At 62.9% G+C, this 18,225-nt stretch carries 15 protein-coding genes; 6 read left to right on the forward strand and 9 right to left on the reverse strand.

Annotated elements, in window-relative coordinates; all coding sequences use genetic code 11:
* Positions 1 to 17 precede the first annotated feature (17 nt).
* The 5 genes from CSC70_RS06115 to CSC70_RS06135 all read right to left on the reverse strand — a co-directional run bounded on the left by CSC70_RS06115 (position 18) and on the right by CSC70_RS06135 (position 5,253).
* Positions 18 to 224, reverse strand: coding sequence for a hypothetical protein (locus tag CSC70_RS06115; protein WP_162455764.1), 207 nt, complete (start codon positions 222 to 224; stop codon positions 18 to 20).
* A gap of 183 nt (positions 225 to 407) precedes the next feature.
* Complete coding sequence (locus CSC70_RS06120) at positions 408 to 1,364, reverse strand: SphA family protein (protein ID WP_162455765.1); 957 nt, start codon at positions 1,362 to 1,364, stop codon at positions 408 to 410.
* 257 nt (positions 1,365 to 1,621) lie between these two features.
* Entirely contained in the window at positions 1,622 to 2,440 is an 819-nt protein-coding gene (locus CSC70_RS06125; protein WP_162455766.1) for an N-acetylmuramoyl-L-alanine amidase, read from the reverse strand.
* 297 nt (positions 2,441 to 2,737) lie between these two features.
* Complete coding sequence (locus CSC70_RS06130) at positions 2,738 to 3,511, reverse strand: enoyl-CoA hydratase (RefSeq protein WP_162455767.1); 774 nt, start codon at positions 3,509 to 3,511, stop codon at positions 2,738 to 2,740.
* Positions 3,508 to 5,253 (reverse strand): AMP-binding protein, encoded by a 1,746-nt coding sequence (locus tag CSC70_RS06135; RefSeq protein WP_211369430.1) that lies wholly within the window; start codon positions 5,251 to 5,253, stop codon positions 3,508 to 3,510. The genes CSC70_RS06130 and CSC70_RS06135 overlap by 4 nt, the downstream gene beginning before the upstream one ends.
* A gap of 169 nt (positions 5,254 to 5,422) precedes the next feature.
* Between CSC70_RS06135 and CSC70_RS06140 the strand changes: the two genes are divergently transcribed.
* Positions 5,423 to 6,802: an aminotransferase-like domain-containing protein gene (locus CSC70_RS06140; protein ID WP_162455768.1), complete on the forward strand. Its 1,380-nt coding sequence runs from the start codon at positions 5,423 to 5,425 to the stop codon at positions 6,800 to 6,802.
* Positions 6,803 to 6,879: 77 nt separating this feature from the next.
* Here CSC70_RS06140 and CSC70_RS06145 read toward each other — a convergent pair whose 3' ends face one another.
* The 4 genes from CSC70_RS06145 to CSC70_RS06160 form a co-directional block, all read right to left on the reverse strand.
* Positions 6,880 to 8,331, reverse strand: coding sequence for an aldehyde dehydrogenase family protein (locus CSC70_RS06145; RefSeq protein WP_162455769.1), 1,452 nt, complete (start codon positions 8,329 to 8,331; stop codon positions 6,880 to 6,882).
* Between the two features lie 44 nt (positions 8,332 to 8,375).
* A complete protein-coding gene (locus CSC70_RS06150; protein ID WP_162455770.1) occupies positions 8,376 to 9,248 on the reverse strand; it encodes a transporter family protein in 873 nt (290 codons plus the stop codon).
* A 65-nt stretch (positions 9,249 to 9,313) separates the two neighbouring features.
* Positions 9,314 to 11,539 carry a PQQ-dependent dehydrogenase, methanol/ethanol family gene (locus CSC70_RS06155; RefSeq protein ID WP_162455771.1) on the reverse strand — a complete coding sequence of 742 codons (2,226 nt, stop codon included), beginning with the start codon at positions 11,537 to 11,539 and terminating at the stop codon, positions 9,314 to 9,316.
* Between the two features lie 400 nt (positions 11,540 to 11,939).
* Positions 11,940 to 12,593, reverse strand: a complete 654-nt coding sequence (locus tag CSC70_RS06160) for a TetR/AcrR family transcriptional regulator (RefSeq protein WP_162455851.1) — start codon at positions 12,591 to 12,593, stop codon at positions 11,940 to 11,942.
* 130 nt (positions 12,594 to 12,723) lie between these two features.
* Here CSC70_RS06160 and CSC70_RS14800 point away from each other — a divergent pair, with 130 nt between their 5' ends.
* The 5 genes from CSC70_RS14800 to CSC70_RS06180 are packed head-to-tail and all read left to right on the forward strand — an operon-like array spanning position 12,724 to position 18,166.
* A complete protein-coding gene (locus CSC70_RS14800) occupies positions 12,724 to 12,849 on the forward strand; it encodes a hypothetical protein (RefSeq protein ID WP_281349592.1) in 126 nt (41 codons plus the stop codon).
* Positions 12,849 to 14,456, forward strand: coding sequence for a carboxyl transferase domain-containing protein (locus tag CSC70_RS06165; protein WP_162455772.1), 1,608 nt, complete (start codon positions 12,849 to 12,851; stop codon positions 14,454 to 14,456). The genes CSC70_RS14800 and CSC70_RS06165 overlap by 1 nt, the downstream gene beginning before the upstream one ends.
* Before the next feature lie 7 nt (positions 14,457 to 14,463).
* A complete protein-coding gene (locus CSC70_RS06170; RefSeq protein WP_162455773.1) occupies positions 14,464 to 15,261 on the forward strand; it encodes an enoyl-CoA hydratase/isomerase family protein in 798 nt (265 codons plus the stop codon).
* Positions 15,262 to 15,263: 2 nt separating this feature from the next.
* Positions 15,264 to 17,252 (forward strand): acetyl/propionyl/methylcrotonyl-CoA carboxylase subunit alpha, encoded by a 1,989-nt coding sequence (locus CSC70_RS06175; RefSeq protein ID WP_162455852.1) that lies wholly within the window; start codon positions 15,264 to 15,266, stop codon positions 17,250 to 17,252.
* Entirely contained in the window at positions 17,249 to 18,166 is a 918-nt protein-coding gene (locus CSC70_RS06180; protein WP_162455774.1) for a hydroxymethylglutaryl-CoA lyase, read from the forward strand. The genes CSC70_RS06175 and CSC70_RS06180 overlap by 4 nt, the downstream gene beginning before the upstream one ends.
* Positions 18,167 to 18,225: the final 59 nt, after the last annotated feature.

An 18,225-nucleotide genomic window follows, 5' to 3' on the forward strand; every position in this document is an offset into this window, starting at 1 on the left:
GAGCGTTCGCGCAGACGCTATTCGCGCACGGCGGTGATGTAGGCGCCGGTATCGATGACCTGGAACGTGTCGGTATCCACGCGGCGGACCCAGCTGCCGTTCCGTAACCGATAGACCGGCGCGTTGTCGCGACGCGCGCCGCTGGTGATCTGCGAGGTTGCGATCTTTTCAACGCGATGCAGGTTGCCTGCCTCGTCGCGTGCCAGGAAATGCGGGTTGTCCATGTGGCGTCCTCCCGTTCAACCGTTTTCGTCAGTCTAGGACAAGGCCACGACGGAAAGGTTTGTTTTGCGTGATTGCGGCATCGAACGATGCCTGAACTCCCCCGCAGCACCATCAAGCAGCCAGGAAAGGTTCGTAAGGTATTCCCGGCCCGCGTGAAAACGTGGCCCCGCCGCCGGCCGCGGTCAGAAATTCACGCCCGCGCTGATCATCAGCGGCGACCCCTCGAAACGGTTCTTGACGCTGAACTCCTTCACGTAGCGCAACGACAGGCTGACGCTGTCGCCGTCTTCCCAGGTCTTGCTGAAAGTGACGATCGGGCCGACGCCCAGCGAGCTGCCCTTGAAACCGTTCAAGGCGTCGGCCAGCGCACCTTCGTCGTCCTCGATCTGCTGGATGTAGCCGGCCGCCAGACCCCCGCCCCAGCCCGAAGGCGTGCGCAGGATGGCCAGGCCTTCCAGTCGTCCGACCATGCCGTTGCCGTAGCCGGTATCGTCGTTGTCGCTGTACCAGTCCACCGCCGCGCTGGCGCTCAGCTCCAGCCCGCCCTGCAGGTACAGCTTGGTGAAGCCGACGGTCGGCGAGACCGTCCATACGTTCAGACCCTCGTTGGCCAGTCGGTCGGTCGAATAATTTGCCGTCGGCGCATAGACGTAGGCGGCGAACGACCAGTGCGTCATCGGGTCGACGTGGTAGCTGGCGATCACCGGGGCGAAGAACAGGTCGAACTGGCCCGAGGCGCTCTGCTGCACGCTGCGGGTGCCACCGAGCGCGGACACCGAGGCGGTGACGTCGTTGCCGATGTACGGCAGGGTCACCATCGAGGCGAAATTCCACTTCTGCCCCCGGGTCGGCCAGATGTACACGCCGGTGGCGCTGAACAGGTCGACGTCCGCCTCCAAGCCGAAGGCGATCTGCCCGGCCAGCGGCACTTCGCGGCCGGCGCCGATCTCGCCGCTGTAGTGCACATAACCCAGCGACCACTGCATGCCCGGATCGGGCGGGATCAGGCCGGTGAACGGCTGGATCTGCATTGCCGTGATCGGGCGGCCCAAGGCACCCTCGGTCGCCTGCACATCGGTCATGAATCCCAGACCGGCCATGACCAGTCCCGTCGCCAGCAGTGCACTACGCAAGTTCATGAAAATCTCCGGAAATTCTGGTGGCGGTGCTGCCTGTCGCCTTTGATCTTCGGGACGACAAGACATTGACACACAAGAGAAAAACGGCGCACCGGACATCGACATGCAGCTCGGGATGGCACCTGCCTGATGATCGCGGGACCCTTCGGTCACGGAAGGTAATTAATGTGAGAAAACAACACTATCCCGTTCAGGACGATCCAGCCGATCATCCCCGCAGACGGATCGCGATAGTGGTGTGCCTGCCGTGTCCCGGCTCAGTTGCCGGGTTCGGCTTGCATGCGCATGCCACCGGGCGTGGTGGCCACCTCGAGCAGCGCCGCCGTTTCCGCATCGGGCTCGCCGGCAATATCGGCGGGACGGTATTTCATCTGGAACGTGCTGATCGCCGCGCGCGTGGGCTCGTCGAGTTCGCCGCCGTCGGGCACGCGATAGCCGACTGCCGCCAGCTTCTGCTGAAACCAGGCCACCTCCGGCAACGGCTGTCCACGATAAAGCGCCAACCGCTCGGCAACCTGCGCCGGGTCCGGCCACGGGATGATGCCGGCCTCGGCCAGACGTTTCCACGGGAAAAGCGGACCCGGATCCTGCTTGCGCCCCGGCGCGATGTCGGCGTGCCCCAGCACGTGATCGGGGCGAATGCCGTGGCGGGCGACGATCTCCTTCACCAGCCGGATCACGGTATCGATCTGCGCCGGCGGGTACGGCGCATAGACGCGTCCCTCCGGTGTGTTCACATAGCCGGGATTGACGATCTCGATCCCGATCGAGGACGCGTTCAGCTCCGCTGCGCCGGCCCAGTAGCTGCGGCCGGCGTGATAGGCCATCCGAGATTCGTCGACCAAGCGATAAACCCGCACCGGGTCGTCGCGCACCAGGTAGTGCGACGACACCCGGCCCTTCTCGGCCAGCAGGTACACCGACTCGTCGAAATCGGACACCGTGTAATGCAGGATCAGGTACTGCACGCGGTCGCCCTGCGCGACCGAGTCATAGCGGGTATCGACACGCACCGGCGCGGTCGAGCAGGCGCCAAGCGCCAGCACGAGCAGCAGGGCAAGCAGTGGATTGCGCATGTTCACGTGATCAGGAAATGCCAACGGAAGCCAAGCTGTCCTTCTGCAAGCATGACGACTGCAGCACCTGTACCGCAACCCCTGCCGGAGCCGACATGGACCGATCAGCCAGCGGAAACGATCGCAGGCAGATACCGCATGTCCGTTCCATCCGAGCATGGCCACCGGTCAGGCACATGCTTAACGTCATGAGCCCACCCGGCGTGAAACCTGAACTCCCTCCCGTGGATCCGTCATGCAGGCCTCGCCCTCGGCCACGCACTCAACCCACCATGCCGGCTCGCTCCCGGGTATCCGTTACCGATTCCTGAAAACCGGAAGACGCCGTTCCTCGAATGCACGCATCCCTTCCTTCTGGTCCTCGGTTGCAAACAGCGAGTGGAACAGCCTGCGTTCGAAACGCAGGCCGTCGTTGAGCGAGGACTCGTAGGCCTGATTTATCGCCTCCTTGATCATCATCACCGACGGCAGGGATTTGCCGGCAATCGTCTTGCCGATTTCCAACGCCGCATCATGCAGATCTTCGGGCGGCACCACGCGGGATACCAAGCCCGCGTGCTCGGCCTCCCGGGCATCCATCCGGCGCGCCGTCAGACACATGTCCATGGCTTTTGCCTTGGAAACGGCGCGTGGAAGCCTTTGCGTGCCGCCCGCCCCCGGCATGATGCCGAGCGTGACTTCCGGCAAGCCGAACTGCGCGGTTTCGCTGGCAACGACCAGATCGCACATCAGCGCCAACTCGCAACCACCCCCAAGCGCATACCCGGAAACGGCGGCGATGACGGGCTTGCGGATCTCCCGGATGGCCTGCCAGTCGATGATGTTGCCGGTGAATGCCTCCACGAAACCGTACTGAGCCATTGCGCCGATGTCGGCGCCGGCCGCAAAGGCCTTTTCGCTTCCACCAATAATGATGGCGCCTATCTCCGGGTCCGCATCGCATCGTCTCAACGCAGACACCAGCTCCTGCATCAATTCGTCATTGATTGCGTTCAGCACCTGTGGGCGATTCATCTGAATCACCCCCACCCGTTCCACGACTTCAAGTCGCAAGTACCGGTACGCCGTCATGCCTGCGTACCGGCGACCGCATGCTGCGTACGCATCCGAAGCTCGCGACGCAATACCTTTCCGGTCGTGGTGGTCGGCAGATCGTCCAGGTATTCGATGAGCCTCGGGTACTCGTGCCCGGCCAGCTTGCAACGCACATGCTCCTTCAATTCGCGGGTCAACGCATCATCCGCGCGGTAGCCTTCATTGAGGACGATGAAGGCCTTGACCACTTCCGTGCGCTTATCGTCAGGCACCCCGATCACGGCTGCCTGACGGACGGCAGCGTGCCCCAGCAGACAATCCTCGATCGGACCCGGACCAATGCGGTAACCGGCGCTTGTGATGACATCATCATCCCGGCCAACGAAACGGATGAAACCGGCCTCGTCCATCTCGCCCTGATCGCCGGTGATCAGATACTCGCCGATGAACTTCTCCTCGGTGGCCTTCGGATTGTTCCAGTAGCCCAGAAAAGTGACCGGATCAGGCTGGTGCACGGCAATGAGCCCCAACTTGCCTGCCGGCAGTACCTTTCCCGAAGCATCGATGACCCGCACATCGTGTCCAGGCACGGCCTTGCCCATCCAGCCCGGCTTTGCCGGGAAAAACCGGTCACAGGAGGAAACCACCATGTTGCACTCGGTCTGCCCGTAGAACTCGTTGATCTGCACACCGAGCACGGCACGCCCCCAGTCCAGCAGTTCCGCGCCCAGACTCTCGCCGCCGCTGGCTACCGAACGCAACGACAGGCCGTAATCGCGGCCGACCGTGGTCTCGGCACGCAGTATCTTCAATGCCGTCGGCGGCAACATCACGTTGCGGACACGGTGACGCGCCATCAGGTCGATCGCCAGCTTTGCGTCGAACTTCTCGAAACGTCTTGCAACCACCGCCACTCCGTGGTGCCAGGCCGGCATCAGAACGTCCAGCAAGCCGCCTATCCATGACCAGTCCGCCGGTGTCCACATCAGATCGTCCGAGAGACCCAGCCCCCCGTGCGACATCTCGACACCGGGAAGATGCCCGAGCAAGACACGTTGCGCATGCAGCGCGCCTTTCGATTTGCCGGTCGTGCCGGACGTATAGATGATCAGCGCAGGATCGTCCGAACAGGTATCGACCGCAACAAAGTCATCGCGGCAACCCTGTCTGGCCGCATGAAAATCATCCGCACCGTCCATACCCCCATCAATGCAGAACACGCGCTTCAGCATCGGCAAGCGATGACGGATAGCACGCAGTTTTTCCACGCCCTGCCGATCCGTCACCAGAACCTCGGCACCACTGTCGGACAAGCGATGCTCAATGGCCTCTTCGCCAAACAGCGGAAACAACGGAACCGCAATCGCTCCGGCCTTGTAGATGGCTACATGCACATATGCGGTTTCGGGCCGCTGCGGAGCCATCAGCGCCACCCGGACTCCTGGCGCCACACCGGCATCCCGCAACAGATCGGCAGTTTGATTCGAAAGCGTCTCGATGTCCTGAAAAGTGAATCGCTGGATCGATTCGCCGGTATCGTAGATCAGGGCCAGCCGCTCGGCGCCTTTCGCCCACTTCGTGCAGACATCGACACCGATGTTGTACCTGTCCGGGATAGCCGGCATGCGAATAACCAGCGATGCATCTGCTGCCGCGCTTTCGATCGACCCGACTTTCTTCATGACCCTCCCCTTCAGCGCGAAAAGATGCACGATTTCCGCGCACATCCGTTTACCATGCAGGGAAGGAAAAATTCGGAACTGCGATTTCGCCCGCATGACGAATCATCGGAACGATCCTCGGCAAGCAACCCGGACGATCCCTTCCCGAGACTCCAAACCGGCCAGGACTTGCAACAAATGAAACTAGCGAGGCCTGGCAGGCAGTGAAAGGTACAGTCGGGAAAAACAGTTCGCCGGAACATCACGCTACGATTCTGTTTACATCATGAAAAAAGCAAGTACCGCGGAAACGATTGCGCAAGACATCGCGAAACAAATCCTTAACGGAACCCTGAAGAAGGGCGAGAAGCTGCCATCACTGCGGGAATACGCGCGTCTCTATTCGCACTCCCTGAACACGGTGGTCGCCGCCTTCGAAATTCTCGCGCAATGGGAAATGGTGCAAGCCCATCGAGGTAAAGGGTTCTTTGTCCGCGGCGCTCCGGACAAACCCCAGGCCGAGGACGAGCCTCCACAGGCCTACCACCGTGCCATCGACACGATCTGGCTGATGCGGCAGCAATTGCTGCAGGCCCCGGGCGAATCCAACCTGAGCATTGCATTGCCGCCATCGCAATGGCTGGCCGACATGCGGCTCGACAAGTTCCACCGCCAGATCACCCGCAGCGGCATCGGCGGTCTGTTCCGCTATGGAAGCCGCTACGGCAACCACAACCTACGCACGCACCTGAATCGCAAACTCGCCAGCCACATGATCACCGCGTCCGAGCGGCAGATCATGACGACCCATGGAGGAAACCACGGGTTGGACCTGATCATCCGCCGTTACGTCTCTCCGGGCGATCCGGTCCTGGTCGAGGAACCCGGCTACTACCCGCTGTTCGGAAAGCTGCAGTTGCAGGGTGCGCGCATGATCGGCATTCCCCGCCTTCCGGACGGACCGGATATTGACTGCCTTGAAGAAAAGATACGCCACGAGCGCGCGAGGATATTCTTCGTGCAATCCTGCGGCCAGAATCCGACCGGCTCCGACATCAGCGCGGAAAAGGCCAGGCGCATCGCCCAGCTCGCTGCAAGCTATGACCTCCTGGTGGTTGAAGACGATGCACTCGCAGACTTCAAACGGAATTCATCGCCGAAGATCTCGGCCGTGGACCAGTTGCGCAACACGTTGTACGTGGGCAGCTTCTCCAAGTCCTTGTCCGCATCGCTTCGCGCCGGCTTCATTGCAGGTGACATCAGCCGAATAGAGGAGCTGGCCGACATCAAGATGCTGCTGCACGTCAGTGGCAGCGAATACAGCGAGCGTATCCTGGACGTGATCCTCACCGAAGGACACTTCCTTCGCCATGTCGCAAAACTTCAGGAGCGGGTCAGGCATGCGACCAGCGATGGCATCGGGATCCTGAAGGATCTTGGCGCCGAGCTTTTCTGCGAACCGGAACAGGCGCTTTACCTGTGGGCACGATTCCCGGGCATAGATGACATGAACGAATTGACGCTCCGTCTATTGCCCAAAGGCGTGGTGCTTGCGCCCGGCTCCATATTCATGCTGAACCCGCGCACCAAATCGCCATGGACTCGACTGAACGTGGGCTACCTTCAGGATCCGCTTTTCATCGAAAGCATTCGTTCCTGCATGTAGAGACAGAAGAGAAGGCCCGTAAAACGGGCCTTCCTCCTCTACCCGACCTCATGTCCGGCCGATTCGTCAGGTCTCGATCAGACGCGCGCCACATGGATGACATGGCAATCCGTGAACTCATGGATGCCTTCCATGCCGAACTCCACGCCCATGCCGGATTGCTTGCGACCGCCGAATGGAATATTCGGCGCCAGCGCAAAATGCGTATTCACCCATGTCGTGCCGCTTTCGAGCCGGTTCGCGACGTCGGTCGCCCTGGCAAGGTCCTTGCCCCATACGGAGTTGCCCAATCCGTATTGCGTGTCGTTGACCTTTTCCACGGCCTCGTCGATTGAGGAGTACCGCATGATCGAACGAATCGGGCCGAAGGTCTCTTCCCGGACCAGCCGACTGGACTCGTCGATATCCCGCACCACCGTGGGCGGTACGAAGTACCCCTTGCCCGCCAGCGGCTGGCCGCCGGCAATCACGGTGCCATCCTGCCTTGCGATCTCGAGACAATCCCGCACGGTCTCGAACTGGCGCTTGTTCTGGATGGGGCCGTATTCAGTCGCCTCGTCCAAGCCATGCCCCACCACCGCCGCTTCCGCAAGCCGGGCGAACTCTCCGCAGAACTCGTCGTACATCGCATCGGGGACGTAGATCCGCTTGATGTTGATACATACCTGGCCCGAGTTCATGAAGGCCCAGGTAAAAATGCCCTGGGCCGCGCTCTTGATGTCGGCATCGTCCATCACGATGGCGGCATCATTGCCGCCAAGCTCCAGAACAATCCGCTTCAGCGTCGGCGCGCCACTGGCCATGACCTTCCGCCCGGCTGCCGTCGAGCCGGTGAACGATACTTTCCCGATGTCGGGATGACTCGAAAGCAGCGGTCCGATATCGCCCGCGTCGCCGACGACATTGACGACCCCTGCCGGCACGATGTTGCTCAGGATATCTCCCAGCAACATTGCATTCAGCGGCGACGTCGGTGCCGGCTTGATGACCACGGTATTTCCCGTCAGCAACGCAGGGATCAGCTTGTACATCGTCTGGAAGAACGGGAAATTCCACGGGATGATCGCCGCCACCACGCCTATCGGCTTGCGTCTCACCTCGACATAGGCCTGTTCGTCGTCCTGCACGACCTCCGGCTTCAACTCCACTTCCGACACTTCGCGCGCCCACTGCAGGGCCAGATCGACATCCGCACGAGCCGCGGCAATCGGTTTTCCCACCTCCAGGGTAATGATCCTGGCGATTTCTTCGCGGCGGGCTTCGATGGCGTCCGCAATCCTGCGAATCACAGCCACACGATCTTCATGGCTCGTGTCCTTCCAGGACTCGAATGCGAGTCTGGCAGACCGGACCGCCTGCTCAAGCTGCTCCGGATCGGCGACAGGCGCATGCGCGATCACTTCCTCGGTGGCTGGATCGACAACCGGAACCGTCGTGGCACCGGCGACCAGCTCTCCGTTGATCAGCATGCCGGGCACATCAACGACAACGACGTCCTCGGCCGATTGAATCATTCTGGCGACATTCATTGCTTTCCTCCTGCAGAAGTCGTTATCAGGGCGAATTCGCCCTGTCAAAGCGCCCAGACGAAGCGTACGTTCAACGAATCGCTTACGGGGCGGTTCTTGCCATCCACGGCATGTACCCAGTGAATGGCGGCACTGGGGCCCTTCCGGGAATGGAACATCAGGCCGGCGAGAACATCTGTCTCGCCATTGGCCAGATTGATCGCCGATGCCTTCTGGTGCTCATAGGCGACACCCACGTAAGGCTCGACCAACTCCGTTGCGCGGTAGCTGAAGATGTGCTCCGTGGACCAGCTTTTCCCTGCCTTCTCGTCCAGCTTGGCCGACTCGCCCGGGTAGTTCCATATGACGTCTCCAGTGTAGTCGAACTTGCCGACCTGGACATCGATGAACACGGAGTTCGTGAGCTTCCAGCTGTCCCCGCCTCCCACATCACCATCGCCGATGGGAAGCGTGAACAGGAAGTCGGTTCCGATCGTGACGTTCTCACTGACCTTGTACCAGACATATGGCGCCACGACGGGATCGCCGACGCCGCTGGCGGAGGTGTTGGCCGTCTTGTTGCGGACACCACTGACCGGCAGGATCACTTCCCATGCATAACCAAAGTTCGGGTTGCTCTCCAGGGTCCAGCCCTGCGAGAACTTCGCCAGCGAAACCAGGGTTTCCGTGCTGTCGGCATCGACCTCATTCCCATTGCCGTCGTAGACCTGGTCGGCTTTCTCGAAATAGCCGTACATGAGGAAAACATTGAATCCATCCGGCACATTGGCCGGAAGGGCGTATTCATGCGGTCCCATGAAGCTCCTGCCGGTTGCCGCCTCGCAAGCCGGCACCGCGAACATGCCTGCGATGCCGCCAAGGCAGGCGACACTCAGCAAATGCTTCTTCAACAAACGAACGTCGAATTCAAAAGACATGATTACATTCTCGATTTGTGGGAGCCGCTCCAGCGTGCTGGGGCGGCTCCTCGTGAAGGCGGATTTCAGGGATTGGCCTTGGTCGCCGGGTTGCCTGCGGCTTGCGCTGCCTGCTCGGCGTCTTCGTCGGCCTTGAGCTGGATTGCGCGATCGACCAGGTAGGCACGCAGCGCCTCGACATCCTCACGACTCATGCGGTCTGCGAAGCTCACCATGCCGCGGCTTTCGAGGATGCCGTCGTAGACGACAGAAGCAAAAGCCTCCTTGCTCAGCAGCATCGGCGAGCGGCGCAAGTCGGGAATGACCTCATCGTTGGTGTAGGTGCCATACCCGTGACAGGCCACGCAGTTGCCGTAGAACGGGGCGCCCTTGGCGACGAGCTCCGGCGGGAAGACCTCTTCCGGCACCTGGGCCGGACGGTGCACGCGCTCGTAGGGCGGCAGCGTGCCCTTGCCATCGAGCTTGAACACCAGTACCCGGCCGACACCTGCGCGCGGATCCTTCATGTGCGGGATCTGCAGACCCGCCGAGCCACCCAGGCCCGACAGCACGGCGATGTACTGCGTACCATCGATCTCGTAACTCATCGCGCCGGCCACGATGCCGATGCGTCCGTCGTAGCTCCATACCTCTTTGCCAGTATCTGCCGCATAAGCATGGAAGATGCCGTCGGGGGTTCCCTGGAACACGAGGTTGCCGGCCGTGGCGAGCGTTCCGCCCGCACCGATGGACGGATAGGGGACGCGCCAGACCTCCTTCTGCGCCTTCGGATCCCAGGCAATCAGATCGCCACGGAAGCTTTGCGTGATGCCTAGACGTTCGGCCTCGTTCTGCGGGGCAAGCGTGGCCTGTGCGGAGATGCTGGCCAGGTTCCAGGCGCCGTTGAGCGGGTTGTACTTGTAGTTCGGATCATGCTTGTAGCCGTACGAACCCTGCTGCGCCGGAATGTAGACCAACCCGGTATCCGGACTGTAGGCCATCGGCGGCCAGTTATGCGCACCGAACGCTCCGGGAATGGCGAGGAAGTCGTTACCGTGCTTGGAGTAGCGTGCCGCCGGATATTCGATCGGACGACCGGTCTCCAGGTCGATACCGGTTGCCCAGTTCACGGGCATGAAGTTCTTGGCCGAGATCAGCTTGCCGTTGCTGCGGTCCAGCACGTAGAAGAAACCGTTCTTCGGCGCCTGCATCGCCACCTTGGTCGATTTCCCGTCCACCTCGAGTTCGGTCAGCACGATTGGCTGGGTCGCGGTGAAGTCCCACTCCTCTGCAGGAGTCGACTGGTAATGCCACTTGTATTCGCCCGTCTTGGCATCGACCGCGACAATGGAGGAAATGAACAGGTTGTCGCCGACGCCACCCGAACGCGCCATGTAGCTCCAGGGCGTTCCATTGCCGGTGCCGATCAGCACCTGATCGTAGTCCTTGTCGTAGACGATGGCGTCCCACGCCGTGCCGCCACCGCCGGTCTTCTTCCACCAGCCATCGCCCCAGCTCTTGAAGCCGATTTCCGCATGGATCCGATCCGAGGCCGCGCCGTCGGGTTTCCCCTCGGGATTCGGCGTGATGTAGAAGCGCCACGCCAGCTCACCGGTTTCGGCATCGTAGGCGGACACATAACCACGCACGCCGTATTCGGCACCGCCATTGCCGATGAACACCTTGCCATGCGCGACTCGTGGCGCACCGGTGATGGTGTAACTGCGCTTCACGTCGGTGGTCTGCGTATCCCATACCTTGGTGCCGGTCTTGGCGTCGATAGCCACCAACCGGCCGTCGTATGTACCGACATATATTTTTCCGTTCCAGGCCGCCAGTCCGCGGTTTACGACACCGCAACACCCGTCCGGGGCTTTCTTGCCCGGAACCTGGGGATCGAAGAACCACAGTTGCTTGCCCGTGACGGCGTCATAGGCATACACCTTCGACCACGCGGTACTGGTATACAGGACACCGTCGATTACCAGCGGTGTGGCTTCCTGACCGCGATTGGTATCGAACTCTCCATACCAAGCCAGGCCCAGCCTGGATACGTTCGAGACGTTTATCTTGTCCAGCGGACTGTAATGCTGTTCATCGGTGGTACCGCCTCGCGTGACCCAGTTCTTCGGATCCGAACCGGCATTGATCAGTCGCTTCTGGTCGACCGACGCCGGCGATACTTCCTTGCCCGCGATGGAGGCCAGTATCGGCACGGCAGCTGCCAGTACGGCCGCCACGATAAGCGTCACGACAATGGGGAATTTGTACCTTCCAAGCAGCCGCAGCCGGCTCTCTTTCACTTCGCTCATTGCTCCCTCCGGATATTTGTTCCTGTCTATGCCATGCGGACATGACACGCGCACTCCACCCAGCCAGTCGCGAGGCATGATCTGTACAACCAAGAAGGCCTTCGGTCCGACGCCCGAGATGGCCTGTATGCGCTAGCGCCGAATCGAAAGGTCGACGAAAGCAGTTTCGGGTTGCTACTTCACTCTCAAGAGATTGAGCATCGGGCGATGCTGAACCCCACCCGCCGCATCAAGCGACACATCCCAACCCGAGCCAAACGTCAGACGCCGATGCGCTTTCATAGTCTCCTCCCATTTCCGACATCACACCGAAGCAGAAAATTTCCACAGTCGGCTTGACGCCACGGAGCCAATCCTAGGCGCTATCGCACTGCACAATGAGAGGGCAAGAGATACAGTTTCACGAAACAGTTTTCGTCTTGCGGCGCACGGACCTTCTGCTCGAGTGGCCGGAACAAACCACTGCACGACAGCAGAAATGAACGATCTCGTCGACCAGCTTTGCGTCGCTGCCCGGTTTTTTCGTCAATGCCGTTGGACGGACCAGCGCCTCCGTGAACGCGCCGACAAGGCACGCGGCACCCACCTCCACCGACTGTTTCGGAAACTCTCCGGAAGCCACGCCCTGCTTCAATACCGTTTCGAATACTTTGCTGAACTTCCGGCGGCAGACCAGGCGCACTGTTTCGATTTCCGGATCGACTGGCTCGACGATGAAAGCGTAGGCCAACTGCGGGCCGGCCAGTGCGCGTCGCGCGAAAGACTCCACCGCTTCCTGCAGGTGCGTCATCGAATTGCCAGGCCTGGCGATGACCTCCCTCAGAATCCCGCATTCGCGCTCGACCGCATTGGTCAGGACCTCAACGAACAGATCCGCTTTCGACGGAAAATAACGGTAAACCGCTCCGGTCGAAAGCCCGGCCCCTGCCGCCACAGCGGTGATTGTTGCGTTGCGGAACCCGCCTTCGGCAATCAGGCTGCGCGCGGCCAGCAAAATGCGTTGCCGATTGCCTGCCAGGCGTTTCTGCATCTCCAGCGAACGACGATAGGCCATTTCAACAATCCCCGGATAACTTTTGTGAACCATACTTCACTTCTTCAACGGAACACAGTACATTGCGCTCTCGCTGCGACTGCAGACTCGCCGCAAGGTCTATGATCACACGCTGGAACAGGAGGCACCCATGAGCCCGACATCCAATGGAGCCATTGCCATCCTCCGCATGGATTTCCCGCGTTCACGTTTTTGGTTTTCTGTTGCAATACGCGATCCGCGCGTATCCGCCGAATACTCCTACGGAACTGCCTGATGCCCGTCATCCATTCCAAGCTGCGCACCAGTTCCGACGAGTTCAGGACAAACGCTGCTGCCTTGAAGACGCAGGTTGACGCGCTGCGCGAACTGAGCGCACAGGTGGCACGTGGCGGCAGCGACGCGGCCCGCGAGAAGCACGCCGCACGCGGCAAGCTGTTCGTGCGCGACCGCATCGATGCCCTGCTCGACCCGGGCACGCCGTTCCTCGAGATCGCGCCGCTGGCCGCACACGACATGTACGGCGGCGAAGTCCCCAGCGCCGGCGTGGTCGCCGGCATTGGCAGCATCGAAGGACGCGAATGCGTGATCGTCGCCAACGATGCCACGGTCAAGGGTGGCACCTACTACCCGATCACGGTCAAGAAGCACCTGCGGGCGCAGGAAATCGCCCTGCAGAACCGTCTGCCCTGCGTTTATCTGGTCGACTCCGGCGGCGCCTTCCTGCCGATGCAGGACGAAGTGTTCCCGGACCGCGAGCATTTCGGCCGCATCTTCTACAACCAGGCCAACCTGTCCGCACAGGGCATTCCGCAGATCGCCTGCGTGATGGGGTCGTGCACGGCCGGCGGCGCCTACGTGCCGGCGATGTCGGACGAAACGGTAATCGTGCGCGACCAGGGCACGATCTTCCTCGGCGGCCCGCCATTGGTGAAAGCGGCGACTGGCGAGATCGTCGATGCCGAAGACCTCGGTGGCGCCGACGTGCACACGCGCATCTCCGGCGTGGCCGACCACCTGGCCGAGAACGATCACCACGCACTGTCGATCGTGCGCAATATCGTCGCCGACCTGAATCTGCGCAAACAGGTCGGTCTGGACCTGCGTACGCCGGAAGCGCCACTGTACGATCCCGAGGAACTGTACGGCGTGGTACCCGCCGACACCCGCAAACCCTACGACGTGCGCGAGGTGATCGCCCGCCTCGTCGACGGTTCGCGGCTGGACGAATTCAAGGCCCGCTACGGCACCACCCTGGTGACCGGCTTCGCCCACCTGCACGGCTACCCGGTCGGAATCGTCGCCAACAACGGCATCCTGTTCGGCGAGAGCGCGCAGAAGGGCGCGCATTTCGTCCAGCTGTGCGGACAGCGCGGCATTCCGCTGCTGTTCCTGCAGAACATCAGCGGCTTCATGGTCGGCCGCAAGTACGAGAACGGCGGCATCGCCAAGGACGGCGCGAAGATGGTCACCGCGGTCTCCACCGTGCAGGTGCCGAAATTCACCTTGCTGATCGGCGGCTCCTACGGCGCCGGCAACTACGGCATGTGCGGCCGCGCCTATTCGCCGCGCTTCCTGTGGACCTGGCCGAACTCGCGCATCTCGGTGATGGGTGGCGAGCAGGCCGCCAACGTGCTGGCCACGGTCCGGCGCGACGGCCTGGAAGCCCGCGGCAAGACCTGGAGCGCGGAGGAAGAGGAAGTCTTCAAGGCGCCGACCCGGCAGCAGTTCGAGACCCAGAGCCATCCGTACTACGCCAGCGCACGGTTGTGGGACGACGGCATTGTCGATCCTGCCCAGAGCCGGCACACGCTGGCGCTGGGCATTTCCGCCTCACTGAACGCCCCGATCCCGCCGACCCGCTTCGGCGTGTTCCGCATGTAAGGACGCCATGAACGCAACGACCATCGCCATCGAACGCCGCAACGCCGTCGCCACCCTGTGGCTGGACCGGCCGGAGGTGCACAATGCCTTCGACGAACACCTGATCGCGGCGATCACCACCGGCCTGCGCGAACTCGACGCCGACGACACGGTGCGGGTAGTGGTGCTGGCAGGACGCGGCAAGAGCTTCTGCGCCGGCGGCGATCTGGACTGGATGCGGCGCATGGCCGCCTACGACGAAGCCGCGAACCTCGAGGATGCCGGCCGCCTGGCCGAAATGCTGCGCACGCTGGCCACGCTGTCCAAACCGACCGTCGCCCGCGTGCACGGCGCGGCGCTGGCCGGCGGCACCGGTCTGGTTGCCGCCTGCGACATCGCCGTTGCCGGCCCGCGCGCCAGCTTCGGCACCACCGAGGTCCGCCTGGGCCTGGTCCCGGCCACCATCGGCCCCTACGTGGTCCGCGCGATCGGGCCGCGCGCGGCACGCCGCTATTTCCTCACCGGCGAACGCATCGATGCACAGCGCGCGCTGCAACTGGGCCTGGTTCACGAACTGTGTGGCGAGGACGAACTGGACCAGCGCATCGATGCCATCGTCAAGGCTCTGCTCGCCGGCGCGCCGGGCGCGCTGCATGCCAGCAAGCGACTGCTCGACGCCATCGACCACCAGCCGCTGTCGCCGGCGTTGATCGAGGACACCTGCCGGCGCATCGCCACCGCACGCGCCAGCGAGGAAGCGCGCGAAGGCATCGCCGCCTTCTTCGACAAGCGCAAGCCCGCCTGGGCCGACGACGGGACCGAATGAGCATGTTTACCCGAATCCTGATCGCCAATCGCGGCGAAATCGCCTGCCGCATCATTCGTAGCTGCCAACGCATGGGGATCGACACGGTCGCCGTGCATTCCGACGCCGATGCCGATGCCCTGCACGTGCGGCTGGCCGACCAGTCCTGCCGGATCGGCCCGGCCGCCTCGGCCGACAGCTACCTGCGTGGCGACCGCATCATTGAGGCTGCGTTGCGCTGCGGCGCGCAGGCGGTGCATCCGGGCTACGGCTTCCTGTCGGAAAACGAGGCCTTCGCCGAAGCCTGCACCGCCGCCGGGCTGGTCTTCATCGGTCCGCCGGTCACGGCGATCCGGGCGATGGGGTCCAAGTCGGCGGCCAAGACCCTGATGGAACAGGCCGGCGTGCCGTTGGTGCCCGGCTACCACGGCGACGAGCAGTCGCCGGATCTGCTGCGCGAACAGGCCGGGCGCATCGGTTACCCGGTGCTGATCAAGGCTACCGCCGGTGGCGGCGGCAAGGGCATGCGAATCGTCGAGAGCGATGCCGAATTCGACGCCATGCTCGCCTCCTGCCAGCGCGAAGCTGCCGCCTCGTTCGGCGATGCGCGGGTGCTGGTGGAAAAATACCTGCAACGGCCGCGCCACATCGAGATCCAGGTCTTCGGCGACAGCCACGGCAATCTCGTCCATCTGCACGAGCGCGACTGCTCGGCGCAGCGCCGTCATCAGAAGGTGGTGGAGGAAGCGCCGGCCCCCGGCATGGATCCGGAACGGCGTGCGGCGATGGGCCAGGCCGCCTGCGACGCGGCGCGCGCGGTCGGCTACGTCGGTGCGGGCACGGTGGAGTTCATCGCCGATGCCGACGGCGCCTTCTACTTCATGGAGATGAACACCCGCCTGCAGGTCGAGCACCCAGTCACCGAGATGATCACCGGCATCGACCTAGTCGAGTGGCAGCTGCGCATCGCCAGCGGCGAGCCGCTGCCGCTGACACAGGACCGGATCCCGCTGCGCGGGCACGCGATCGAAACCCGGATCTATGCCGAGGAGCCGGAGAAAGGCTTCCTGCCCTCGATCGGCACCCTGGCATATTGCGTTCCTCCGACCGCCTCGGCCCATGTCCGCATCGACGCCGGAGTGGAACAGGGTGACGCGATCGGTCCGCATTACGACCCGATGATCGCCAAGCTGATCGTCTGGGACGACAGCCGCGAACAGGCGATCGAACGCATGCTGCACGCGCTGCGCGAATTCCGCATCGTCGGCGTCGGCAACAACATCGGCTTCCTGTCGCGGCTGGTCGACCATCCCGCATTCCGTGCCGGTACAGTCGATACCGGCCTGATCGGCCGCGAAGGCGATGCCCTGTTGAAGGCACCTACCACCGTTCCGGCTACCGCCTTCCAGGCCGCCGCGCTGTGGTCGGCACTCGAGGTCGCCAGACAACAACAGGCACGTGCCGTCACCGGCGGCGATCCGCATTCGCCGTGGGCCATCGCCGATGGCTGGCGCGTCAACGGTGCGCTGCAACGGTCGCTGACATTCCGCCATGACGAACAGGAAACCACGGTCGTGCTGGTCCATGCCGGAAACGGCTATCGGCTGGATAATCAGCCGGCTTCCTGCACGCGATACGGCGATCACGCAATCGACTGCCGGATCGGCGACGACACGCTCCACGCCACCGTCGTGCCGGCGGGCGAGCAATTGCACGTGTTCTGCGGCGACGGCCATTTCGCGCTCGATGTCGTCGATCCGCTGGCCCATGCCGGCGAGCAATCCGAAGCGCATGGCGGCCTGCTGGCGCCGATGCCGGGCAGGATTGTCGCCCTGCTGTCGGAAGCCGGCGCCGACGTGGACAAGGGCACGCCACTGCTGGTCATGGAGGCGATGAAGATGGAATACACACTGGACGCGCCCGCGCGCGGCACGGTCGAAGGCTATTTCCACGCAGTCGGCGACCAAGTGCAGGACGGCGAGCCGCTGGTCGATTTCAAGGCGACGACATGAACGCCTCCGCCCTGCCATCACAGGTCAAGCTGGTCGAGGTCGGCGCGCGCGACGGCCTGCAGAATGAACCCGGCACGGTGCCGACGCCGGTCAAGCTGGGCCTGATCGAACGTCTGGCCATCGCCGGCTTGCGCAATATCGAGGCCACCGCCTTCGTCTCGCCGAAGTGGGTGCCGCAGATGGCCGACCATGCCGAGCTCATGCGTGCCCTGCCGAAGGGCGGCCCGGTACGCTATTCCGCACTGGTGCCGAACCTGAAGGGCTTCGAGGCCGCGCTTGCCGCCGGCGCCGAGGAAGTGGCCGTGTTCGGCTCGGCTTCCGAGGCGTTTTCGCAGAAGAACATCAACTGCTCGATCGCCGAGAGCCTGCAGCGCTTTGACGATGTGATGGCGGCTGCGGCGGCGCACGGCATTCCGGTGCGCGGCTACGTGTCCTGCGTGCTGGGCTGCCCGTATCAGGGCGAAGTCGCGCCGGCGGCGGTGGCCGACGTCGCCGCGCGATTGCATGACATGGGCTGCTACGAAATCTCGCTCGGCGACACCATCGGCGTCGGCACCCCGGAAAAGACCAAGCGCATGCTGGAGACCGTGCTGGCGCATGTGCCGGCCGGACAACTGGCCGGGCACTACCATGACACCTACGCACAGGCGCTGGCCAATGTCTATGCCTCGCTGCAGATGGGTATCGCTACTTTCGACAGTTCGGTCGCCGGCCTCGGCGGCTGCCCCTACGCGGCCGGCGCTTCCGGCAACGTCGCCAGCGAGGATCTGGTCTACCTGCTGCATGGACTGGGCATCGACACCGGCGTCGACTTGGACAAGCTGGTTCGGGCCGGCGAGTTCATCTGCGATTTTCTCGGCCGAGCGACCCGCTCCCGCGTCGCGCAAGCGTTGACAGCCAAACGTCGCGCATGAACAACCACATCCCTGGCCCCGACCGCTGCTGGTGCGTCCGGGGCAGCCAAGACGCCTGC

Origin of the sequence: Pseudoxanthomonas kalamensis DSM 18571 (assembly GCF_010211745.1) — a bacterium.
Lineage (GTDB): Bacteria > Pseudomonadota > Gammaproteobacteria > Xanthomonadales > Xanthomonadaceae > Pseudoxanthomonas_A > Pseudoxanthomonas_A kalamensis.